Here is a 21,307-nt window from a genome sequence, read left to right on the forward strand (position 1 = left end):
TCATGGAAGCATCAGTTATAGTCACCTACAGGTGCAACGCCCGCTGCCATATGTGCAATACCTGGGAGTATCCCACTAGGCCCAGGGAAGAGATAAAATCCCGGGTCCTTGAGAAACTTCCGCCGCTCGCTTTCTGCAACATCACCGGCGGCGAGCCCTTCCTGCGGGACGATATCGATGAGATAGTCTCAGTCCTCAGGAAAAAGGCGAAGCGGGTGGTCATAAGCACGAACGGCTATTTTACCGAAAAAGTCCTTGCCGTGGCGAGGCGTAACCCCGGCATAGGGGTGAGGATAAGCATAGAGGGCCTCCCCGCCGCAAACGACGAGCTCCGTGGCCTCAAGGACGGCTTTGACAGGGGCCTCCGGACGCTACTTGAGCTCCACAGGATGGGCGTTAAGGACATAGGCTTCGGCATTACAGTTTCCGACAGGAACGCCAGGGACATGATAGAGCTATACGAGCTCGCAAAGGCAATGGGCCTTGAGTTCGCCACCGCCGCTGTCCATAACTCGGATTACTTCCATAAATACGACAACACGATAAGGAACGAAAAGGAGGCGCTCGCGTGCTTCGAGGAGCTTATCGGCGAGCTCCTTTCATCCGGCAGGGTAAAGGACTGGTTCAGGGCCTATTTCAACTACGGCCTCATGAACTATATAAAGGGGAGGCCGAGGCTACTGCCCTGCGAGGCCGGGACCGAGAACTTTTTCGTTGACCCCTTCGGCGAGGTCCTTCCCTGCAACGGGGTGGAAAAAGACGTATGGGCCGGGAGCATGGGGAACCTCGCTACCGATGATTTCGATTCCATCTGGAACGGCGAGAAGGCAAGGGCGCTCCGCGAAAAGGTCAGGACTTGCCCGAAGAACTGCTGGATGATAGGGACAGCCGCGCCTGTGATGAAGAAATACATCACAAAGCCGCTTTCGTGGGTCGCAAGGAACAAGGTGAAAAGCCTCCTCGGGAGAAAACCCTGCCTCGATTGTTGAGGCCGATGGTTTCCGGAAGGAATAATTCGAATTGAGAATAGTCGTCCTTGGAACGAGGGGCTTCCCCGGCGTGCAGGGCGGGGTTGAAAAGCACTGCGAGGAGCTTTATCCGAGGCTTGCTAAACTCGGGTGCGACATTACCGTCATCACGAGGGCCCCTTACATCTCACCTGGAAAAAGAAATGACGAGTGGCGCGGCCTCAAATTCGCGCACCTCTGGTGCCCTAAAAAGAAATCATTCGAGGCCATTACGCACACCCTGCTCGGCCTTTTCGAGGCGAGGAGGCTTAAGCCCGACATATTGCATATCCACGGGATCGGCCCTGCGCTCCTTGCCCCTGCGGCAAAGAGGCTCGGGCTGAGCGTCGTCATGACCCATCACGGCCCCGACTACAAACGCGCCAAGTGGGGGAGGGCCGCCCGGCAGGTGCTTAAGCGCGGAGAAAGAAACGGGGTCCTCGCGAGCGACGCCGTCATATCCATATCAAACGGGATAAGGGAAGACCTCAGGGCGCTTTACGGCAGGGATTCTTTTCTCATACCGAACGGTGTTACCGTTAGAAAGCCGGCGCCCCCCGGGGCAGGGCTCGGGCGCTTCGGCCTCCTTCCGGGAAAATACATGTTCCTTGCCTGCAGGTTCGTCGAGGAGAAGGGCATTCACGACCTCATCGCCGCCTATTCCGCGCTCAAGGCCCCCGGCCACAAGCTCGTCATAGCCGGGGACGCTGACCATGAGACAGAGTACAGCAAGAGAGTAAAGCAATTGGCCGCGTCCACGGAAGGGGTAGTCCTTGCAGGGTTCCAGACCGGCGAGACCCTTTCAGAGCTTTTTTCAAACGCGGCCTGCTTCGTCCTCCCCTCATATCACGAAGGCCTTCCGATTGCGCTTTTAGAAGCACTGAGCTACGGACTTCCTTCGCTCGTTAGCGACATCCCGGCTCACAGGGAGCTTCCGTTAAACGGCGAGGTCTACTTCAAGCCCGGGGACCGGGAGGCGCTCGCAAAGGCGCTTTCAATCGCGATGGAAGGCGGCTTCGAGGCGGAAAGGCGCAAATACACAGGCATCATCGAGGCCAGGTTCGATTGGGACTCCATAGCCGCGAGCACCCTCGATGTCTACAGGGAGGTACTGATAGGCTCCGCGTCCGCATCGAAAAGCGGGCATCCCGTCCTCGGCCTGCGGTAGGTTTCGTCCTTATTTCCTCTTAAGCGCTCCTCCAGCACCCTCTGCCACCGGTCTCGAATGGCAGCGGTTGCAGTCCGCGAACTTGAACGCCACCTTCTGATGGCATGCGCCGCAGGATGCCCCGCCTGCCATGTCCTTCATGCTTGCCGCGTTCGCGCCGAGCGCGTCCTTGAAGAAAGACTGGTGGCAGGACGAGCACACGACCCGCTCTGAATGGGTCTTGTGGCTGAAGACGACATTATTCACATACGGCATGGGGGATTCGAACAGTATCTCATTGTCTCTCGTCTCGTCGGCTTTCTCGACGGGCGCCCCTTCAAGCGATACAATGGGCTTCCTGGCCTTTCCCAAAAGGCCCCAGTCTATGTTGCCGAACCTGTCGAAGGGCAGGGCCTTCTCCGGGAAGAGGTCGAGATTAAGCCCGGTCCCGAGCCGTGCAGATGTCTCCCTGAGCTTCGAGGTGTCCGCCTTTTTCGGGTCGAGAAGGTGGGCCTCGCCTGGCGTACCGACGCTATGGCACCTGTCGCAGCTCTCGGCGGCGCTGAACGCTGTCGTGCCGTTGTGGCACTGCCCGCAAAGCCCCCCGCCGAATATCTCCGCCATCCCTATGGTGCCGGTCTTTTTCATCTCGAAGAGAGCGGGGTGGCAGGCCTTGCACTCGAAATTGATCCTGTGGACCCAGTGTGGGAAGATGACCGGAGCCATCCCGGCTGCCTCGGCCTTTTCCCTCATCAGTATGTTTCCGGGAAAGGCCTCGTATTTTTTCCATTTCTCCAGCTCGGCCTTCCTCTCCTCCTCTTTCTTAAGCTCCTCTTTCTGTAGGGTTTCTATCTCGTCGATGAAGCCGTCCTGGCCGTGCCATTCGCTGTACATGGTCGCCATCGTGGCCGCGATGTCAAGGATGGTCATTTTCTTCTCAAACCCCTCAGCCGCCCTGGCCTCGTCGATTAGGGAGCGTATCTCGCCGGGTATTATGTCCTTGTTCGTCTTTACGAGAAACCCGAGGGCGTCGAACCTGTTCTGCTCGTAGCTCGTCCTGAAGCTTTTCATGAACTTGCTTTCAGCGGACGCATCTCCGGCTGCAAGCGGCCCTGCGGACAATAACGCAAGCAGGATAAGAAGTAGTCTGGCTTTCATCTGAACCTCTCGTAACTGGATTTTAGGCCGGACAGGGGCGTTTTCAAGGAAGTGCTTTTATTCGAGCGTCCTTTCAAAGCCCGTACGGCTGCCCGGTCTCCAAAAACGGAACCGGTCGGAGCGGCTCGATTATACCAATTCAGGCCGCAATATCCAATAATTCCGTTAAAGAGGCAGAGGAGTGGATTTCAGAGCGCTTTTATTGTATAAGGTCAAAAGACCCGCAACACTTCATAGCGGAACCAAAAAGTACGAGCCGGGAGCCCTGGACATGCCGACAGGCAAGATGAGCGTATCGATAGTGATGCCGGTTTATAATGAGAGGGAGTATGTCTCCGAGGTCGTAAAACGGGTGCTCGTTACCGGAATACCTTCGGAGCTCGTCATAGTGGACGACTTCTCGAAGGACGGCACCAGGGACGTTCTGAAGGGCATAGAGTCCGGCTGGAACCATACGGGAGTGAAGCTCAGGCTACTCATGCACGAAAGGAACCAGGGCAAGGGCGCGGCCTTGAGGACCGGCTTCGCCCATGTGACCGGCGACATAACCATCATCCAGGACGCCGATTTCGAGTACGACCCCAGGGACTACCCCAAGCTCCTTCAGCCCATATTCGACGGGAAGGCCGACGTCGTGTACGGCTCAAGGTTCATAGGCGGCGAGTCCCACAGGGTCCTCTTCTTCTGGCACTCGGTCGGAAATAAGGTGCTTACCTTCTTCTCCAACATGCTCACGAACCTGAACCTCACGGACATGGAGACCGGGTACAAGGCCTTCAGGACCGAGGTCCTTAAGGGCATAAGGATAGAATCCGACAGGTTCGGCTTTGAGCCCGAGATAACGGCCAAGGTAGCCAAGAAGAAGTGCCAGATATATGAGACCTCTGTCTCGTACGCGGGCCGAACCTACGACGAGGGTAAAAAGATAAACTGGAAGGACGGCATTGCCGCGTTCTGGCACATAATCAAGTTCAACCTGCTGAGATGACCCGGCGAACGAAAACCCTTTTTCTATCTTTTCTCGCGCTCGCCCTTGTCCTAATTTCCCTCCCGCCTGCGGTTTTTCCAAACGATGAGGAGATGAACATCCGCATCTACGAGGAGGCGGGCTCCTCGGTCGTGAACATCATAACCACGACGTTATCGTACGACTTTTTCTATAATCCCATTTCAGCCACAGGCTCGGGCTCCGGAGTGATAGTTGACAGGCACGGCCACATAGTAACGAACTACCACGTCATAGAGGGCGCGAGAAGCCTCGAGGTCACGCTCTTCGACGGTTCAAGGCACAGGGCAGAGGTCGTCGGCGTGGATGCCGGAGACGACCTTGCCGTCATAGCCGTCAAGGCGCCCCAGTCGAAGCTCAAGCCCATAAAACTCGGCGATTCATCGACGCTCAGGGTCGGCCAGAAGGCGCTCGCCATCGGGAGCCCCTTCGGACTCGAAAAGACGCTCACGGTCGGCATCGTAAGCTCGCTCGGGCGGACCATGCGGGCGCGGAACGGCAGGCTCATGAGCGGCATCATACAGACCGACGCCGCGATAAACCCGGGGAACTCTGGCGGGCCGCTCCTCGACAGCCAGGGCAGGATGATAGGCCTGAATACCGCCATCTTCAGCCCGGTGAACGGCTCAATCGGCATAGGTTTCGCCATACCGGTGGACACCTTAAAGAAGGCTGTCCCGTCGCTTGTCGAGAAGGGATACGTGTCGAGGCCGTGGCTCGGCATAGCTGGCCAGACCCTCGACGCATACGACGCCGGGGCTATGGGCCTTCCCTCGGGCGGGGTGCTCGTCGCGGACGTATTCAGGGGAAGCCCGGCCGACAAGGCAGGGATGAGAGGCTCGACCGGCACCAAGCGTATCGGCAACATCATAATAGCTTCCGGCGGGGACCTCATAACCGGGGTAAACGGAAAGTCTGTAAGCTCGATGGACGAGCTTAACCATGAGATAGACCAATTAAGGCCGGATGATACGGCTTCCGTAAGGGTCCTCCGGGGCGGAAAGAATGTCGTCATCAAGATCAAGCTCGAAGAGATGCCGAGGAATTACTGATGAAGAGAAATGAGACAAGACGTGAACTGAAGGCTGTGGGAATAGGTCTTTTGCTCGGGCTTTCGTGCGTTGTCTTCGGGGTCTTCTGGGCGGTTTACATAACAGTTTACCACGAAGAGATACACATGGAACTGAGCCTTGCCGAAAAAACCTCCATCGAGGAGAAGTTCGTCCTGAGCGGCGGGGGAGGGCACGGTGCGCACGGCGCGGGGCAGGGGAACGTACGTTCGCATGCGGAGGGCGGACACGACCTTCACGGACATGATGGCAATGACATGGCTTCCGTGCCGGACGGAATGGATGCTCACGCCGGGCATGAGCCGCATGGCGGATACGCGGATGCGCATGCCCATTCAGCTGAGAGCCGCGACATGAGGGCCGCGCATGAAATGCTCGGACGGGCGCATGTGCACGCAATGGGCCTCGGCGTGTTAACGATAAGCATATCCCTCATGCTGGCCTTCCTTCCGGTCAGCTCGTGGGTCAGAGCCGTGGCGGCAGCTTCGCTCGGGACAGGAAGCTTCTTCTATCCGCTCGCGCTTATAATATCGGGCCTCAGGACGACAGCGCTAGGGGAGGCGGGGGCCGCCCAATCCGTTTTCCCCATGACCGCCCTGAGCATATTGCTTGCCGGAGCCGGCCTCCTCATGGCGGCGGCATCCCTTATAATGTGGCTCTTCAGGGGTAATGACTAGAGGTTTCAAGCCAGTGAAGTTTCGGTCTCTTATTTTGTCGAATATCCTTGACAAGACAGGCGGTCCTGGATTAATATGTTTGTATTATTCCCCATAAAATTTTCCCGTAACTGACGGAATCAAGGTGGGCTACCACCGGGGAGCGGGAAACAAAAGTGCGCTTGCCGACCGTCTGGGCGAAACATTCAGCAAAAACGTTTGCTGAATGCGGTGCCGTGACGGTTTTTTTTATTGTGAGTTGGTCGAGCAGGGCCGGCACTGGCGGGAATGGTCCCGGATCCTAAGCTCTAATTATCTTGACCTCGCAAGGCAAATATTAGAATCTGTGGGACCACTTTGAGAATGGGACACAGGACGTTTGAAAGAGGGATACATCCCTCTTATTATAAAGAGCTTACTTCCGGCAAGAGGGTCGAGCCGGCTGCCCTGCCCAGGACGGTAGTCATACCGTTGCAGCAGCACGCCGGAACGCCCTGCGAGCCCCTTGTCAAGAAGGGCGAGTCTGTCCTGGAAGGACAGAAGATAGGCGACGTCAAGGCCTTCGTCTCCGCCCCCGTCCACGCGAGCATCTCCGGAAAAGTAAAGGATATCGAGCTGGCCAACCACCCCAATGGCTTGAGGTGCGCCTCGGTCATAATAGAGGGCGACGGCTCTGCAAGGGAGTGGGGCGCGGACAATAAAGGCGCTGACATAGGCACGCTCCAGCCCGAGGCTGTGCGCCAGGCCATAAGGGAGGCCGGGATAGTCGGCATGGGAGGGGCGGCTTTTCCCTCCTCCGTGAAGCTTTCGCCCCCCAAGGGCAAGGCCGTGGACACGGTCATACTCAACGGCTGCGAATGCGAGCCTTACCTTACGGCCGATCACAGGATAATGGTGGAGGAGCCGGAGAAGGTGGTCTGGGGGCTTAAGGCCCTCATGAAGGCGTCGGGCGCAACAAAAGGCTTCATAGGCATTGAGGAGAATAAGCCCGATGCGATCGAGGCTCTTACAGGGGCCGTATCCGGCTCCCCTGAGATAAGGATAATAGTCCTCGAGGCCAAGTACCCGCAGGGCGCGGAGAAAATGCTGATATCGGCGGCGATCGGGAGGAAGGTGCCCCCGGGGAAGCTCCCGTTCGATGTGGGAGTCCTCGTCAATAACGTCGGCACGGCGGTCGCCGTATTCGAGGCCCTTAACTGGGGAAAGCCCCTCTTTGAGAGGGTGGTCACAATAAGCGGCAACGGCGTAAAGGAGCCCAAAAACCTCAAGGTCCGCGTGGGTACCATGTTCGAGGAGGTCATCGCGCAGTGCGGCGGGCTCGCCGGGAAGGAGATAGAGGTCCTTAACGGCGGCCCCATGATGGGCATCTCGCAATCGACCCTGGCAGTGCCTGTTACTAAGGGCACAACCGGCATCACAGTCATTTCCGCGGATGAGATAAAGGTGCGGCCTTACGAGCCCTGCATAAAGTGCGCCAGCTGCGTCGAGGCCTGCCCCATGGGCCTCATGCCCTACAGGCTGGGGGATTACGGTAAGCTCCAGATGACCGCCGAGTTCAACGCCCTTGACGGGCTTAGCTGCATAGAGTGCGGCTGCTGCTCTTACGTGTGCCCCGCGAAAAGGCCTCTTATCCAGTGGATACGGGTCGGGAAGCTCAAGCTCCGCCAGGAGGCCCGCAAGGCCCAGGGCGCGAAATGACCACTCTGGAGGATATTGACCATAAAACCCCGGCTCGTTCCGGGGCGGAATTATAAAGAGGATATGGACCAGAAGACGACAACGAAAACGCCTGATACCGAAATAGGTAAGCCTCCTGTCAGGGAAGCGGCCGTTGCCGAGGCCCCGGCCGCAGCGGCGAAGCTCATAGTGTCCTCTTCGCCGCACTTCATGGCAGAGGAGAGCATACCGAAGATCATGCACACGGTCGTCATGGCCCTCATGCCAGCGGCCGCGGCAAGCGTCTATTTTTTCGGGTGGAGGGCCCTCCTTCTCATAATCGTATGCATCGCGTCGTGCCTCGCGACTGAATACGTCTTCCAGAGGATAAGGAGGAAGCCCGTAAAGATACACGACGGGAGCGCGGTCATAACCGGGATGCTGCTTGCCATGACCCTTCCGGCGGGCTTTCCGGTATACGGCGCTGTGCTGGGGTCCGTCTTCGCCATAGGTGTGGGAAAGGAGCTATTCGGCGGCCTCGGCTACAACATATTCAACCCGGCGCTCCTCGGAAGGGCTTTCCTAATGGCGACTTACCCCGTGCTTACGACGACATGGGTAGAACCGAGGACCGTGGAGAAGGCCGTGGACGCCGTGACCGCCGCGACACCGATAGCCCTCTGGAAGTTCGAGGGCAACATGGATTTCAACCTGCTTGACATGTTCCTCGGCAATACGGCTGGCTCGCTCGGCGAGACCTCGGCGCTGGCTATAATAATAGGAGGCCTGTACCTCAGGTACAAGGGATATATAAACTGGAAGCTCCCGCTGGGCTATCTCGGCACCATAGCCGCCTTCTCGGCCATATTCTGGCTCGTGAACCCGGCGAAGTACCCGAGCCCGCTCTTTCATCTCTTTGCCGGCGGCGCGATGCTCGGGGCATGGTTCATGGTGACCGACATGGTGACCTCGCCCACGACGTCGCTCGGCCAGTGGATATTCGTCATAGTGGCAGGGGTTATGGCAGTGGTCATAAGGATATTCGGCGGACTTCCCGAGGGGGTCATGTATTCGATACTCTTCATGAACGCCTTTGTGCCGCTCCTCAACAAGCACACGAGGCCGAGGGTATTCGGCACGGTAAGGGCCGGTAAAGGCTAAGACAGCCTTTCGGCGTACTGGAGGTTTTATTTGAACGGCGTAACAAAAATGCTCCTCAACCTCATAATCGTCGGCGCCCTTTCCGGGGCCGTCCTCTCCGGCGTATTTACGGCGGCAGACCCGCTCATCAAGGCCAACAAGGAGCAGGAGCTCCGGGAAGCGGTCTTTTTCGTCCTCCCCGAGGCAAAGGACTTCGTGAAGGTCGAGAAGACCGTCGGGCAGGAGAAGCTTATTGTCTACAAGGGCGTAAACGAAAACGGGGAGCCTGTCGGCATAGCGTTCAAGGCCGACGGGAACGGTTTTCAGGCCAATATAGGCCTCATGGTGGGCCTTGACCTCGATTATCTGAAGCTCAAGGGCATAGAGGTGCTTGATCAGCTCGAGACCCCGGGCCTCGGGGACAGGATACGGGACGAGTCGTTCAAGGACCAGTTCAAGGGACTCGAAGTGAAGCCCAGGATAGAGTACATAAAATACAGGAAACCCGAGCAGCCGAACCAGATACAGGCCATAACCGGCGCAACGATATCGTCCGAGGCGGTCATAAAGAACATAAACAAGGCCATAGAGAAGGTGGTCGCGAACTTCCCCCGCGAGGAGATGATGAAGTCGGAGGACGGGCCGCGCCCGGCCCCCGCCAGGGAGGGACAGGATGCCAAATAAGAGCCTCTTTTACGAGTTCAAGAAGGGCCTCTGGCAGGATATCCCGCCGTTCAGGCTTCTTCTCGGCCTCTGCCCCGCGCTCGCGGTCTCGAACTCGGCCCTGAACGGCCTCTCCATGGGCCTTGCGACACTTTTCGTCCTTTTCACCTCCAACATGGTGGTATCCTTCATAAGGAGGACCATATCGGCGAAGGTGAGGATACCGGCATACGTGGTCATCATAGCGACGCTCGTGACCGTTACCGACATGTTCCTGGCAGCGGTCTTCCCGGCCGTCTCAAAGGCGCTCGGGCCGTACATACCTCTTATAGTCGTGAACTGCATAGTGCTCGGAAGGGCCGAGGCCTTCGCGCAGAAGAACCCGCTACTCCCGACCGCTATGGACACGCTCGGCATAGGAACAGGATTCGCCATGAGCCTCACACTCATGGGCTCGATCCGTGAGGTCCTCGGCTTCGGGAGCGTTTTCGGCGTCCAGCTCCTCGGGAAGTGGTTCGAGCCCTGGATCGTGATGATACTCCCGGCAGGGGCGTTCCTCGTGCTCGGCGGGCTTGTTGCGCTCGTAAACTTCATATCGAGCAGGAAGGCCGCCAAGGCCGGGGCGGCTGAGACCGCAGCGCACTAAGGAGATAATCTTGGAACTGATACTAATATTCATATCGGCTTCCATCGTAAACAACTTCGTTCTCGCCTATTTCCTGGGCATCTGCCCGTTCATAGGCGTCTCGAACAAGACCGAGAACGCGGTCAACATGGGGCTTGCGACCACGTTCGTCATGACCCTTACGGCTGCCGCGACCTGGCCCATATACCACCACGTGCTCGTAAGGTTCAACGTGCCGTTCCTGCAGTACGTGGCGTTCATCATAATAATCGCGTCCCTGGTGCAGCTCGTGGAGATGTACGTGAGGAAGGCGAGCCCGGCCCTCTACCGCGCATTGGGCATATTCCTTCCGCTCATAACCACCAACTGCGCGATACTGGGGCTTGCCCTCTTTATGGTCCTCAGGGACTACAATTACCTCGAGTCCATCGTCTTCGGCTTCGCGACCGGCGTTGGCTTCACGCTCGCCATCGTCATGATGTCCGGCATAAGGGAGGAGCTTGAATTCGCGGACGTGCCCGAGCACTTCAGGGGCGCGCCCATCACCTTCATAGTCGCCGGGATGCTGGCGCTCGCCTTCATGGGCTTCGCCGGTCTCATAAGGGGTTAGTGTAAGACAATGTTAGAGACTCTAATAATATCGGCCGTGAGCATGGGCGCAATAGGCGCGGTTATGGCGGTCTTCCTCGTCTACGCCGACAGGAAATTGAAGGTCGAGGAGGACCCCAGGGTCGAGGCCCTCTCCAGCGCGCTCCCCAACACCAACTGCGGCGGCTGCGGTTACCCCGGTTGCAGGATGTTCGCCGAGGCCCTCATGAAGGGCGAAGCGCTCCCCACGGCCTGTGTGGCGGGCGGGAACGACACGGCTGCGGCTCTTGCCGGTATACTGGGCGTCGAGGCCGGGAGCGCGAAGAGGATGCTCGCCGTTGTCCTCTGCAGGGGCGGGAACGCCGAGGCCGAAAGGCGGGCAGAGTACAGGGGAGAGATGACCTGCACGGCTTCGCACTTGACCGGCGGGGACAAGTCCTGCACATACGGCTGCCTCGGGCTCGGCGAGTGCGTGGACGCCTGCAAGTTCGACGCGATGGCCATGAACGACAACGGGCTTCCTGTCGTCTTCTACGACAAGTGCGTCGGGTGCGGGGCCTGCGCGAGGGCCTGCCCCAGGGACATAATAGAGATGCACCCGGAGGACAGGAAGCTCTTCGTCTACTGCAAGAACCTGGACAAGGGCGCCTACGCGAGAAAGGTCTGCAAGGTGGCCTGCGTGGCCTGCGGCCTCTGCGTAAAGGACTGCAGCGTCCCCGGCGGCATAGTGATGAAGAACAACCTCGCGGCCGTGGATTACTCGCTCGCGCCCCAGACGGACGAGTCCGTCAAGAGGTGCCCCACCAAATGCATCCTCTGGGGCGAGGAGGAAAAGTCCACCAGGGATGCCTATTATTCCGGCAAGCCTAAGAGCTGAACCCCCTCTCTAGCGAACTATTTCCTAATATAAAGTTAATGCTTTTTTAATCGTTTTTTGCTATATTGGACCTGCTTAAATCGTCCTGAATCTCCCCTGACGAGCACCAGACCGGCTTATGGCAATCGGCGTCTTAAGAGGCGGAGTCTTCCTCGCCCTGACAACCCTCTTCATGCTCGGCCTTGCTTCGTGCGAGTCCGGCGAGGGTACAACAACCGCGGACAGCCTGAGGGGAGGCGAGACCAGGCCCACGCTCGACCCGGCCAGGTTCACCGGCCTCTCGGCCGAGGCGTATCAGGCCGCCAGGGACATACCGGAGATAATAGACAGCCTTTATTGCTACTGCGACTGCGAGAGGCATTTCGGCCATAAGAGCCTCTTGACCTGTTTCGTCGACGAGCACGCCGTATACTGCGACATCTGCATATACGAGGCCCTGATGGCGCGCGACCTTCACAGGCAGGGCATGGACACGGCGGCCATCAGGAAGGCCGTGGACGAGAAGTTCTCGCGTTTGAGGCATAACGGTTCGCATTGATATTGAATCCTCATAAGGAGGCACCCTTGAGAAGAAGAAACCTTTTAACGGGAGCGGCCGCAGTGGCGATAGCCTCCGTCATCGCCCTTGGCGGCTGCTCCAAGGACGAACCAGCCGGCCCCCAGAACCAGAATACCGCAGCGGAACAGGCAAGCGCTCCGCACCCTCCGGTGAATACAATGCTCATAACGGACCTGGAGAGCAGATTGAAGGAGAGCCCCGGCAACCCGGACCTCATGTGGAGGCTCGCCGACGCCTACTTCGAGTCCAGGCAGTTCGAACAGGCCGCCGCCAACTACAAGAAGGTGCTTGACTCGGGTTCCGGCGAGACCGACGTCTACAACGGCCTCGGCATATCGCTTCATTACATGGGCAAATCGGCCGAGGGCCTTACCTTCATTGAGGAAGGGATAAAGAAGAACCCGTACCACCAGAGGATATGGCTCACGAAGGGCTTCATACTCGCGTATGGCATGGGGGATATGGAAGGCGCAAAGGCCGCATGGGAGAAGGCCACCGTCCTTAACCCCGAGAGCCAGGTGGGCAAAGCCGCCTCGGAATATCTCTCCGCGCTTACAAATAAATAAACAGGGAAGCAGGTTCCTACGATGGCAGAGAAAGCAAAGGAGGCGGCGGAAGGCATGGACGCCAGGTGGTACAGGACCCTTGGCTCCGGTATCTGGAGCTTTCTGAACTCCCTCAAGCTCACTATCTTCATACTCATCGCGCTGGCGGTCACCTCGATTTTCGGCACCGCCATCGAGCAGAACGCCCCGCTGGAGAAGTACATCGCGGAATACGGCGAGACCTGGGGCAACCTGATCATCTACGCCAACCTCAACGACATGTATTACTCGTGGTGGTTCAGGGGACTGATAGTATTCCTGGCCATCAACATCGTAGTCTGCACCCTCGAGAGGTTCCCTCCCAAGTGGAAGTCGCTCCTTGACCACAAGCAGGAGCGTTTCGACCCGAGGCTGATAGAGAAGTTCGCGCACCACGAGACCCTGAGCATCAACGCGAGCCCGGAGGCCGTGAGGGACAGGCTCCTTCAGGTCCTGAAGAAGAAGAGGTTCGGCACGGTGAGCTCCGGGGGCGGGAGCGAGTTCTTCATATACGCATGGAAGGGTAGGATCGGCAGGCTCGGCTCCGACATGACCCACATAAGCCTCCTCCTTATCCTCCTCGGGGCCCTCATCGGGAGCATCTACGGGTACAGGGACTCCATCCTCATGAACGTCGGCAACACGGTGAAGTTCAATAACGAGACCTTCATGCTCAGGCTCGACAAGTTCTGGATAGACTACTATGACACCGGGCATATCAAGCAGTACAACTCGCTCGTTACCATCATCGAGGACGGCAAGGATGTGATGCAGAAGCAGATCTGGGTGAACGAGCCCCTCGACTACAAGGGACTCAAGTTCTACCAGGCGAACTACGGCCTCTCCTGGAACAAGCTCGAGGAGGCGCAGCTTAGCTTCAGGCACAAGGTGAAAGAAGGGACCGAAATGTCGTTCCCCGCAAAATGGAACACCCTCACGGACGTGCCGAACAGCAAATATTCCGTAAAGCTCATAGGATACACCGCCGATTTCGCCTACGACGAGGAGAACAACTTCGTCTACTCCAAGTCCGAGAAACCTGACAACCCGGCCATAAAAATAGAGGTATACGAGGGCGAAAAGCTCGTATCCTCGCCGTGGCTCTTCATGAACTACCCCGGGATTTTCCCGGCCATACCCGATTCCGACCAGGACTTCGTATACACCGGCCACAAGGGGGCCTGGTTTTCGGGCCTGCAGTACAGCAAGGACCCCGGCACCAACATAGTCTGGCTCGGCTCCGCGGTCATGGGAATCGGGTTCATAATGGCCTTCTTCATATACCACAGGAGGGTCTGGATCCACATAAAGGGCAGCGGTCAGTCCACCGAGATGAAGATCGGCGGCACCATCAACAAGAACACCTTCGCGTTCGAGCGCGATATAAGGGAGATAACCGAGTCGGTGTCTTCCAAATGAGAGGCCGTAGGGGGAGAAGATGATACTTTCTCTTGTCTTTTTCACATTCGCGTTCATTTTCTACATACTCACGACGACAGCGTACGTGGGCTTCTGGGTATTCAGGAAGAAATGGATAGGGCAGATAGCCACGGCGCTGGCCTTCATCGCCCTGGGCTCCACCACGATGGTCCTCATAAGCCGAGCCGGCGAGTCCGGCCACGGCCCGTTCTCGAACCTATGGGAATCGATGGTGCTCTTCATATGGGCCACCAACGCCGGCTATCTCCTGATGGAGTACAGGTACAAGTTCAAGGCCATAGGCGCGGTAGTGATGGCCATCGAGACGCTCGCCATGCTGGCGGCCTCGCTCCTCCCTTACAGGTTCAAGGACGTTGAGCCGCTCAACCCGGCGCTCCAGAGCAAGTGGAAGTGGATGACGAGCCTCCTCTCAAGGTGGGACCTCCAGAACTACGCCATAGGCTGGCTCGACTTCCACGTTGTCACTACCTTCATCGGCTATGCGGCCTTCGCCATATCATTCGGGCTTGCCCTCCTTTACCTCCTCAAGAACAGGTACGAGAGCAGGCAGCAGAAGGTGAAGCTCCTTGACGCCTTCCCGGACTCGAAAATGCTCGATGAGATGAGCTATCGCGCCGTCGCCTGGGGCTTCCCGTTCCTTGCGGTGGGGATCGTGTCAGGAGCCATATGGGCGAACTACGCCTGGGGCGGCTACTGGAGCTGGGACCCCAAGGAGACATGGTCACTCATAACCTGGTTCATATACGCGGCCTATCTCCACGCGCGGGTCACGAGGGGATGGAGGGGAAAGAGGGCGGCATACCTCTCGATACTCGGCTTCGCGGCCGTCGTATTCCTCTACTGGGGCGTGAGCTTCATACTCCCTGGCCTCCACGCCTACGCGTAGGGTCGGCAGAATAAAACAATACGGGTGCGGTGATGAGCGTAAAGACGAATGCAGAGGAAAACGAAAAAGGGCTGCCCGCTATAGCGCTGGCCGGGATAATCCTGGCCGTGGTCGCGGCGGTGGCCCTCATATTCATATTCGGGCAGCGCCAGAAGTTCGAGCCGGTGGTCGCGAATGCCGAGATGATAGATTTCGAGCTCACGGACCTTTCGGGCAAGACCCATAAATTGAGCGACTATAAGGGCAAGGTCATATTCCTCAATTTCTGGGCCACATGGTGCAAGCCTTGCGAGGAGGAGATGCCGTCCATGCAGGCGCTCTCCGACAACCTTTCCTCGTTCCCGTTCGTCATCGTGGCCGTGAGCGTCGATAACGACAGCCCGGAGAACGTCGGGAAGTTCGTTGAAAAGCACGGCCTGACCTTTCCGGTCCTCCATGACAGGAAGGGGAAGGTCAAGGAGACTTACAAGACAACGGGCGTGCCTGAGACCTTCATCATCGACCAGAACGGCGTAATAGCCGAGAAGGTCAGCGGCCCCAGGGACTGGACCGAGCCCGCCGCTTCCAGGGTCCTTATGGATCTCGTCCAGTTCGGGCCCAAGGAAAAGGGCGGATACTCCGCCAGATAACTCCGTAATAAGGCATTCGATCCGGCGCTTAATATGACCACTGAGGTTTCCATACCGCTCGCGTTCATGGGGGGGATACTTTCCTTCATCTCCCCGTGCGTGCTGCCGCTTGTGCCGTCCTACATCTCCTTCGTTACGGGCATATCCTTCGAAGAGCTTACGGGTGACGGCGGGGAGGAGAAGAAGCTCAAGAAGGTAATACTCTTCAACTCCCTCATGTTCATACTCGGCTTCTCGACCGTTTTCGTGGTCATACTCGGCTCTTCCGCCCAGCTCCTCGGGAACGTCTTCATGGAATACCAGGACATCGTCCGGAAGATAGGCGGCCTGGTAATAATACTCCTCGGAATACACATCATAGGTATCATCAACTTCAGGATCCTGCAGAGGGACAAGCGCCTGCATTTCTTCCGTGAAAAGCCGGCCGGGCTCCTGGGTTCTTTCCTCGTGGGAATAGGCTTTGCCGCCGGCTGGACCCCCTGCATAGGGCCGATACTCTCCGCGATATTCGCCGTTGCAGCAACTACCGAGAGCCCGTGGTCGGGGATCATCCTCTTCATAGCTTATTCCGCGGGACTCGCCATACCGTTCCTTCTCACCTCCCTCGGCATCAATACCTTTCTCAGGCATTTCAACAGGCTCAAGAGGCACATGAGGACCGTCTCCATTGTGACCGGCGTCTTCCTCATAATAACTGGGCTCTTGATATTCACGAACTCTCTTGGTATCATAGCCGCATACATAAACAGCGTAATACCGAGCATAAGCTGATTTTCCGACCCTTACCTTAGCGCCGTGCCATGACCAAGCCTACTACCGTTGAGCTTTATGCACTGGAGGATTGCACCCTCTGCGCCGTTGACGACTGCGCCCTCTGCAAGGACGCCCGGAGCATCATAGGGAGGGCCAGCCGGGAGCTGCCTTTTGAATTCAAGGAGGTCGGCATAGATTCTAGCGAGGACCTCCTCAGGCGCTACAAGGGCGAAATACCGACTGTTTTCATTAACGGCAAAAAGGTGTTCAAGTACAAGGTCGACGAGGCGGAGTTCAAGAAAAGGGTCAGGAAGGAAATAATCAAGGCTGGAATATCCCGCATAGCCAAGAAGTAACCGCCCCGAAGCCGCCCTGGCCCAAAACCTCGCAAAACGTTTCTACCTGAAACCCCCATTCATAGACCACGCCCTGTGTTTTTTTAGTCAGTCCCTCACACGGCGGGGCTACGCGACAGGCGCTCATCCCTGCTCCGCGCAGGCCGCTGTCATTGCTTTTGATAATGGAATCCGGTATCATTCTTCTCTGACCGGAGTACCCGGTAAGGATTAGATGATTCTTATTTCCCTGGATGTTTTCAAGCCCACTTGATAAAGCTGCAAAGCCTGGTACTTTCATGAAAAAGCTCATATTGATCCTTGTATTTGCGGTCTGGGTCTTTCCGGCCGGCCTTCTTGCCGATACGGCAATCATAACCGGCCTGGAGGTCACCAGGCCGCCGCTCACGGTTTCGTTCAAGGTCAAGGACGCCTTCAGCAAGAACATCGAGGAGGCTGTAAGGAGCGGGCTTCCGACCTCCTTCAATTTCATAATCGAGCTCAAGAAAGTGAACAGGTTCCTGCCGGACGAAAAGGTGGGGAGGTGGGAGTTCAGGCATACGGTCAAATACGACAGCCTCAGGAACGAGTACGAGATCGGCCTTGATGAAAAGGGTGAAAAACCGCTACGGACCAGGGACTTCGACGAGATGAAGGAGGTCATGGCCGCCTGTTCCGGCGTGACGGTCGCCCCCGCCCACCTCATCCCCGGGAGCCTCTACGAGCTCAGGATAAAGGCAGCGATGGACCCGGTGGAGCTGCCTTTCCTCCTCAACTATATATTCTTCTTTCTTGAGTTCTTGAACTTCGAGACCGACTGGCATGTGTATACTTTCACGGCCTGACAAGAGATGAGCGAAACCCGGAACATAGAGTCCCAGAGGACCGAGGCCGAAAGCAAAAGGCGCCGGAGAGAGCTTTTCCTCATCTTCCTCGTCGTCCCCGCGATAATAATCCTCACACTGGTGGAGTCGCACCTCTCGGCCTTGAGCGGTGACGTGCCGATCGCCACCAACATACTCATCTTCGGGCTCATAAACGTCAACATAATACTCCTTATCCTGCTCGTCTTCCTTATCCTCCGGAACACCGTGAAGCTCTTTATGGAGCGGAAACGGCAGGTGATGGGCTCGAAACTACGGACCAAGCTCGTCACATCGTTCGTGGCCCTCTCCATAGTGCCGACGGTCCTCCTATTCGTAATCGTCATCGGTTTCATAAACAGGTCGATAGACGGGTGGTTCGGCATAAAGGTCGAGGACTCGCTCCAGGAGTCGATGGAACTCGCCCAGAACTATTACAAGGACATGCACGACAGGGTGGAGGCGGCCTCGAGGGCCCTTTCCGACTCCATGGGGGCCGGGAGCGCGGATATCGACGCGCGGGAGGACTTTATAAAGCGGAAGATGGTCGAGTGGGACCTCTCCACGGTTGAGGTCTTCTCTTCGGACGGGAAGAGGGAGCTTTATACCCTGGCCGACAAGATAACGAGGAACATGGTCCCGGACACGGACGAGGAGGCGGTCCGGAAGGCGCTCGCGGGAGAGTCGTCGAGCTACATACAGACCCTCAAGGTGGGCGACGTGGTAAGGGTGGTTGCGCCGCTTTCACCCTCGGTCGCCGGGAGCCGCCCTTCAGGGGCTGTGGCCGTGAGCTACTATGTCCCGCGCAGCCTGATGGACAAGATGAAGGAGATATCGGCGGCCTTCGAGGGCTACAAGCAGCTTAAGCTCCTGAAATATCCGGTCAAGGCTAGCTATTTCACCATACTCCTAATAATAACCCTCTTCATAGTATTTTTCTCGATATGGATAGGCCGGTACCTCGCAAAGGAGCTTACCGTCCCGATTCACGAACTCGCGGAAGGGACCCATGCCGTCGCGAGCGGGAACCTGGACTACAGGATAAACGTCGAATCCGACGACGAGATAGGCCTGCTCGTCAAGTCCTTCAACAGAATGACCGAGGACTTGAAGACCGGCAAGTACAAGATAGAGGCCGCCAACCTGGACCTCCGCCGGACCAACATGGAGCTCGACCAGAGGAGGAGGTACATAGAGATAGTCCTCGGGAACGTCCCCGCCGGGGTGATATCGATCGACAAGTCAGGCAGGATAGTCTCCATAAACCGGGTGGCCGCCCAGATGCTCGGGGCGGGCGAGGAGAACATAATAGGGAGGAACTACAGGGAGGTGCTCCGCGAGGAGGACAGGGAGGTGCTCCGCGAGATGATACGCGGCATGACCGAGATGGGCCTCGAATCGATGGAAAAGCAGATGAGGGTCGAGGTGGACGGGAAGGTCATGACGGTACTTGCGAACCTCAATGCCCTTAAGGACGACTCCGGCAACTACCTCGGCATGGTCGCGGTGCTCGACGACCTCACCCATCTCGTAAAGACCCAGAGGATGTCCGCCTGGAAAGAGGTCGCAAGGAGGATAGCGCACGAGATAAAGAACCCGCTTACCCCCATAAAGCTTTCGGCGCAGAGGCTCCGTAAGAAGTACCTTGACAGGTTCCCGGAGGAAGATACCGTCTTCGACGAGTGCACCATGACCATAATAAAGCAGGTCGATGAATTAAAAGCCCTCGTAAACGAGTTTTCGAGCTTCGCGAGGATGCCCGCGGCCAACCCGAGCCCGAACGACTTGAACGAGGTCGTCCGCGAGGTAATGGCGCTTTACAAGCCCGGGCAGAGGGCCGTAAGCTTCGAGTCGTCGCTCGATGAGCGCCTTCCGGTCCTTGATATTGACAGGGACCAGATAAAAAGGGTACTTATTAACCTGATGGACAACGCTATAGCCGCAGTCGGCGACGAGGGCGGCATTGTCCGCCTGGAGACCGCCTACATGCCGGACCTGCTGCTCGCGAGTCTCGAGGTCATAGACACCGGCCCGGGCATACCCCCCGAGGCCAAGCAGAAGCTTTTCGAGCCGTATTTCTCGACCAAGAAGACCGGCACAGGGCTCGGGCTCGCGATCGCAAGCAACATCATAGCTGACCACAACGGGTACATCAGGGTAAGGGACAACCACCCCAGGGGCACCCGGTTCGTAATAGAGCTTCCCGTGAAGACCGTGACCATATGAAGACGACAGTCCTGGTAATCGACGACGAAAAGGATATAAGGGACGCGCTCCAGGGGGTCCTCAAGGACGAGGGGCACGAGGTAGTTACCGCCGGGAGCGCCGAGGAGGGGCTAAGGAAGCTCGAGGTCAGGCAGCCGGACGCCGTGCTCCTTGATATATGGCTCCCCGGCATGGACGGGGTCGAGGCCCTGAAGGAGATAAAATCCAGGCACCCGGGTCTGCCGGTCATAATGATCTCCGGGCACGCCAATATAGACACGGCCGTAAGGACGACCAAGCTCGGGGCCTATGACTTCATCGAGAAGCCGCTTTCGCTTGAAAAGGTCACACTCACTGTCGAGCACGCCATAGAGCAGAAGAGGCTTACCGAGGAGAACAGCAATCTAAGGCAGAAGGCCGGCGCCAGGTTCGAGATAATAGGCCGCTCCCAGGCCGTCCAGTCGCTCAAGGCCGACATAAGGAAGGCGGCCCCTTCCAACTCATGGGTCCTCATAACCGGGGACAACGGCACTGGAAAGGAGCTTGTCGCCAGGAACTTACACCTCCTTTCAGCGAGGTCGGGAAGGCCTTTCATCGAGGTCAACTGCGCGGCCATACCCGAGGAGCTTATCGAGAGCGAGCTCTTCGGTCACGAGAAAGGCGCGTTCACCAACGCCGTCGCCCAGAAAAAGGGCAAATTCGACCTGGCCGACAAGGGCACCATATTCCTGGACGAGATAGGCGACATGAGCCTCAGGACCCAGGCCAAGATATTGAGGGTCCTGCAGGAGAAGAGCTTCGAGAGGGTGGGGGGTACCGAGCTCATAACCGTGGATACCCGGGTCATCGCGGCCACGAACAAGAACCTGAGCGAAGAGGTCGCAAAGGGCCGCTTCAGGGAGGACCTCTACTACAGGCTCAATGTTATACCGTTCCATGTCCCGCCTCTAAAGGAAAGGAGGGAGGACATACCGCTGTTGATGGAGCATTTCCTTAAGGAGTTCGCGCGCGAGACCGCCAGGGAGGTCCTGTCGGTCAGCCCCGAGGCCAGGGAGATGCTCTATTCGTACGACTGGCCGGGGAACGTCCGTGAGCTTAAAAACCTTGTCGAGAGGCTCGTCATAATGACCCATTCCCATGCCATAGCCGCCAACGACATCCCTTCCTATATAAAGGGCGCCCAGACTGCCCAGTCCGGCCTTTTTTTCAGGAGCAATCTCTTGAAGGAGGCCAGGAAGGACTTCGAAAAGGAGTTCATTTCCAGGAAACTCAAGGAGTTCGGGGGCAATATCGCCCGGACCGCCGAGGCCATAGGTATAGAAAGGAGCCATCTTTACAGGAAAATAAGGAGTTACGGGATAGAGAACGAAGACGCTTCAACCGAAATATAGTCTTAAAAGCCCTCCAACATCGATAACCCGCACCTCGCCTTGGGCGCTCAATCGACTTTTAAATAAATG

General features: G+C 57.4%; 22 protein-coding genes. 21 read left to right on the plus strand and 1 reads right to left on the minus strand.

Going from position 1 to position 21,307, the window contains the following annotated elements; translation table 11 throughout:
* Nucleotides 1–2 precede the first annotated feature (2 nt).
* Both K8I01_00650 and K8I01_00655 read left to right on the plus strand, forming a co-directional pair.
* Nucleotides 3–989: a radical SAM protein gene (locus tag K8I01_00650; protein MBZ0218930.1), complete on the plus strand. Its 987-nt coding sequence runs from the start codon at nucleotides 3–5 to the stop codon at nucleotides 987–989.
* A gap of 31 nt (nucleotides 990–1,020) precedes the next feature.
* Nucleotides 1,021–2,175 (plus strand): glycosyltransferase family 4 protein, encoded by a 1,155-nt coding sequence (locus K8I01_00655; GenBank protein MBZ0218931.1) that lies wholly within the window; start codon nucleotides 1,021–1,023, stop codon nucleotides 2,173–2,175.
* 9 nt (nucleotides 2,176–2,184) lie between these two features.
* On the opposite strand, the gene K8I01_00660 is transcribed toward K8I01_00655, so the two are convergent.
* Nucleotides 2,185–3,312, minus strand: coding sequence for a hypothetical protein (locus K8I01_00660; protein MBZ0218932.1), 1,128 nt, complete (start codon nucleotides 3,310–3,312; stop codon nucleotides 2,185–2,187).
* A 286-nt stretch (nucleotides 3,313–3,598) separates the two neighbouring features.
* Here K8I01_00660 and K8I01_00665 point away from each other — a divergent pair, with 286 nt between their 5' ends.
* From K8I01_00665 to K8I01_00755, 19 genes are all read left to right on the plus strand, one after another.
* Nucleotides 3,599–4,300, plus strand: coding sequence for a glycosyltransferase family 2 protein (locus tag K8I01_00665; GenBank protein ID MBZ0218933.1), 702 nt, complete (start codon nucleotides 3,599–3,601; stop codon nucleotides 4,298–4,300).
* A gap of 92 nt (nucleotides 4,301–4,392) precedes the next feature.
* Nucleotides 4,393–5,370, plus strand: coding sequence for a trypsin-like peptidase domain-containing protein (locus K8I01_00670; GenBank protein ID MBZ0218934.1), 978 nt, complete (start codon nucleotides 4,393–4,395; stop codon nucleotides 5,368–5,370).
* On the plus strand, nucleotides 5,370–6,065 hold the full coding sequence (locus tag K8I01_00675; protein ID MBZ0218935.1) for a hypothetical protein: 696 nt from the start codon (nucleotides 5,370–5,372) through the stop codon (nucleotides 6,063–6,065). Before K8I01_00670 ends, K8I01_00675 begins: the two co-directional genes overlap by 1 nt.
* A 342-nt stretch (nucleotides 6,066–6,407) precedes the next feature.
* Nucleotides 6,408–7,742: an electron transport complex subunit RsxC gene (rsxC, locus tag K8I01_00680; GenBank protein MBZ0218936.1), complete on the plus strand. Its 1,335-nt coding sequence runs from the start codon at nucleotides 6,408–6,410 to the stop codon at nucleotides 7,740–7,742.
* A gap of 63 nt (nucleotides 7,743–7,805) precedes the next feature.
* Nucleotides 7,806–8,861: an RnfABCDGE type electron transport complex subunit D gene (locus tag K8I01_00685; GenBank protein ID MBZ0218937.1), complete on the plus strand. Its 1,056-nt coding sequence runs from the start codon at nucleotides 7,806–7,808 to the stop codon at nucleotides 8,859–8,861.
* A 30-nt stretch (nucleotides 8,862–8,891) separates the two neighbouring features.
* A complete protein-coding gene (locus tag K8I01_00690; protein MBZ0218938.1) occupies nucleotides 8,892–9,524 on the plus strand; it encodes an RnfABCDGE type electron transport complex subunit G in 633 nt (210 codons plus the stop codon).
* Complete coding sequence (locus K8I01_00695; protein MBZ0218939.1) at nucleotides 9,514–10,149, plus strand: electron transport complex subunit E; 636 nt, start codon at nucleotides 9,514–9,516, stop codon at nucleotides 10,147–10,149. Before K8I01_00690 ends, K8I01_00695 begins: the two co-directional genes overlap by 11 nt.
* 10 nt (nucleotides 10,150–10,159) lie before the next feature.
* Nucleotides 10,160–10,738 (plus strand): electron transport complex subunit RsxA, encoded by a 579-nt coding sequence (gene rsxA / locus K8I01_00700; protein MBZ0218940.1) that lies wholly within the window; start codon nucleotides 10,160–10,162, stop codon nucleotides 10,736–10,738.
* A 9-nt stretch (nucleotides 10,739–10,747) separates the two neighbouring features.
* The gene (locus tag K8I01_00705) at nucleotides 10,748–11,593 is read left to right on the plus strand and encodes an RnfABCDGE type electron transport complex subunit B (GenBank protein ID MBZ0218941.1); all 846 of its coding nucleotides are present in this window, start codon (nucleotides 10,748–10,750) and stop codon (nucleotides 11,591–11,593) included.
* Nucleotides 11,594–11,711: 118 nt separating this feature from the next.
* A complete protein-coding gene (locus tag K8I01_00710) occupies nucleotides 11,712–12,131 on the plus strand; it encodes a PCYCGC domain-containing protein (GenBank protein ID MBZ0218942.1) in 420 nt (139 codons plus the stop codon).
* 26 nt (nucleotides 12,132–12,157) lie between these two features.
* Entirely contained in the window at nucleotides 12,158–12,718 is a 561-nt protein-coding gene (locus tag K8I01_00715; protein ID MBZ0218943.1) for a tetratricopeptide repeat protein, read from the plus strand.
* Between the two features lie 21 nt (nucleotides 12,719–12,739).
* A complete protein-coding gene (locus K8I01_00720) occupies nucleotides 12,740–14,155 on the plus strand; it encodes a cytochrome c biogenesis protein ResB (protein MBZ0218944.1) in 1,416 nt (471 codons plus the stop codon).
* Between the two features lie 19 nt (nucleotides 14,156–14,174).
* Nucleotides 14,175–15,062 carry a c-type cytochrome biogenesis protein CcsB gene (gene ccsB, locus K8I01_00725; GenBank protein MBZ0218945.1) on the plus strand — a complete coding sequence of 296 codons (888 nt, stop codon included), beginning with the start codon at nucleotides 14,175–14,177 and terminating at the stop codon, nucleotides 15,060–15,062.
* 32 nt (nucleotides 15,063–15,094) lie between these two features.
* Nucleotides 15,095–15,691 carry a TlpA family protein disulfide reductase gene (locus tag K8I01_00730; protein ID MBZ0218946.1) on the plus strand — a complete coding sequence of 199 codons (597 nt, stop codon included), beginning with the start codon at nucleotides 15,095–15,097 and terminating at the stop codon, nucleotides 15,689–15,691.
* 33 nt (nucleotides 15,692–15,724) lie between these two features.
* A complete protein-coding gene (locus K8I01_00735; GenBank protein ID MBZ0218947.1) occupies nucleotides 15,725–16,462 on the plus strand; it encodes a cytochrome c biogenesis protein CcdA in 738 nt (245 codons plus the stop codon).
* 29 nt (nucleotides 16,463–16,491) lie between these two features.
* Nucleotides 16,492–16,800 carry a glutaredoxin family protein gene (locus K8I01_00740; GenBank protein MBZ0218948.1) on the plus strand — a complete coding sequence of 103 codons (309 nt, stop codon included), beginning with the start codon at nucleotides 16,492–16,494 and terminating at the stop codon, nucleotides 16,798–16,800.
* Between the two features lie 278 nt (nucleotides 16,801–17,078).
* Nucleotides 17,079–17,624, plus strand: coding sequence for a DUF4390 domain-containing protein (locus tag K8I01_00745; GenBank protein ID MBZ0218949.1), 546 nt, complete (start codon nucleotides 17,079–17,081; stop codon nucleotides 17,622–17,624).
* A 6-nt stretch (nucleotides 17,625–17,630) separates the two neighbouring features.
* On the plus strand, nucleotides 17,631–19,868 hold the full coding sequence (locus K8I01_00750) for a PAS domain S-box protein (GenBank protein ID MBZ0218950.1): 2,238 nt from the start codon (nucleotides 17,631–17,633) through the stop codon (nucleotides 19,866–19,868).
* Complete coding sequence (locus tag K8I01_00755) at nucleotides 19,865–21,238, plus strand: sigma-54 dependent transcriptional regulator (protein ID MBZ0218951.1); 1,374 nt, start codon at nucleotides 19,865–19,867, stop codon at nucleotides 21,236–21,238. Before K8I01_00750 ends, K8I01_00755 begins: the two co-directional genes overlap by 4 nt.
* Nucleotides 21,239–21,307 lie beyond the last annotated feature (69 nt).

The sequence above is a fragment of the Deltaproteobacteria bacterium genome, from assembly GCA_019912665.1.
In the GTDB taxonomy this organism is placed as follows: Bacteria; Desulfobacterota; GWC2-55-46; order GWC2-55-46; family GWC2-55-46; genus UBA5799.

What these genes read in the sequence shown, in the direction of transcription:
- K8I01_00650 (MBZ0218930.1), top strand. Translation starts at nt 3, where the DNA reads ATGGAAGCATCAGTTATAGTCACCTACAGGTGCAACGCCCGCTGCCAT.
- K8I01_00660 (MBZ0218932.1), bottom strand. Translation starts at nt 3,312, where the DNA reads ATGAAAGCCAGACTACTTCTTATCCTGCTTGCGTTATTGTCCGCAGGG.
- K8I01_00665 (MBZ0218933.1), top strand. Translation starts at nt 3,599, where the DNA reads ATGAGCGTATCGATAGTGATGCCGGTTTATAATGAGAGGGAGTATGTC.
- K8I01_00670 (MBZ0218934.1), top strand. Translation starts at nt 4,393, where the DNA reads ATGAACATCCGCATCTACGAGGAGGCGGGCTCCTCGGTCGTGAACATC.
- K8I01_00675 (MBZ0218935.1), top strand. Translation starts at nt 5,370, where the DNA reads ATGAAGAGAAATGAGACAAGACGTGAACTGAAGGCTGTGGGAATAGGT.
- rsxC (MBZ0218936.1), top strand. Translation starts at nt 6,408, where the DNA reads ATGGGACACAGGACGTTTGAAAGAGGGATACATCCCTCTTATTATAAA.
- K8I01_00685 (MBZ0218937.1), top strand. Translation starts at nt 7,806, where the DNA reads ATGGACCAGAAGACGACAACGAAAACGCCTGATACCGAAATAGGTAAG.
- K8I01_00695 (MBZ0218939.1), top strand. Translation starts at nt 9,514, where the DNA reads ATGCCAAATAAGAGCCTCTTTTACGAGTTCAAGAAGGGCCTCTGGCAG.
- K8I01_00705 (MBZ0218941.1), top strand. Translation starts at nt 10,748, where the DNA reads ATGTTAGAGACTCTAATAATATCGGCCGTGAGCATGGGCGCAATAGGC.
- K8I01_00710 (MBZ0218942.1), top strand. Translation starts at nt 11,712, where the DNA reads ATGGCAATCGGCGTCTTAAGAGGCGGAGTCTTCCTCGCCCTGACAACC.
- K8I01_00720 (MBZ0218944.1), top strand. Translation starts at nt 12,740, where the DNA reads ATGGCAGAGAAAGCAAAGGAGGCGGCGGAAGGCATGGACGCCAGGTGG.
- ccsB (MBZ0218945.1), top strand. Translation starts at nt 14,175, where the DNA reads ATGATACTTTCTCTTGTCTTTTTCACATTCGCGTTCATTTTCTACATA.
- K8I01_00730 (MBZ0218946.1), top strand. Translation starts at nt 15,095, where the DNA reads ATGAGCGTAAAGACGAATGCAGAGGAAAACGAAAAAGGGCTGCCCGCT.
- K8I01_00735 (MBZ0218947.1), top strand. Translation starts at nt 15,725, where the DNA reads ATGACCACTGAGGTTTCCATACCGCTCGCGTTCATGGGGGGGATACTT.
- K8I01_00740 (MBZ0218948.1), top strand. Translation starts at nt 16,492, where the DNA reads ATGACCAAGCCTACTACCGTTGAGCTTTATGCACTGGAGGATTGCACC.
- K8I01_00745 (MBZ0218949.1), top strand. Translation starts at nt 17,079, where the DNA reads ATGAAAAAGCTCATATTGATCCTTGTATTTGCGGTCTGGGTCTTTCCG.
- K8I01_00750 (MBZ0218950.1), top strand. Translation starts at nt 17,631, where the DNA reads ATGAGCGAAACCCGGAACATAGAGTCCCAGAGGACCGAGGCCGAAAGC.
- K8I01_00755 (MBZ0218951.1), top strand. Translation starts at nt 19,865, where the DNA reads ATGAAGACGACAGTCCTGGTAATCGACGACGAAAAGGATATAAGGGAC.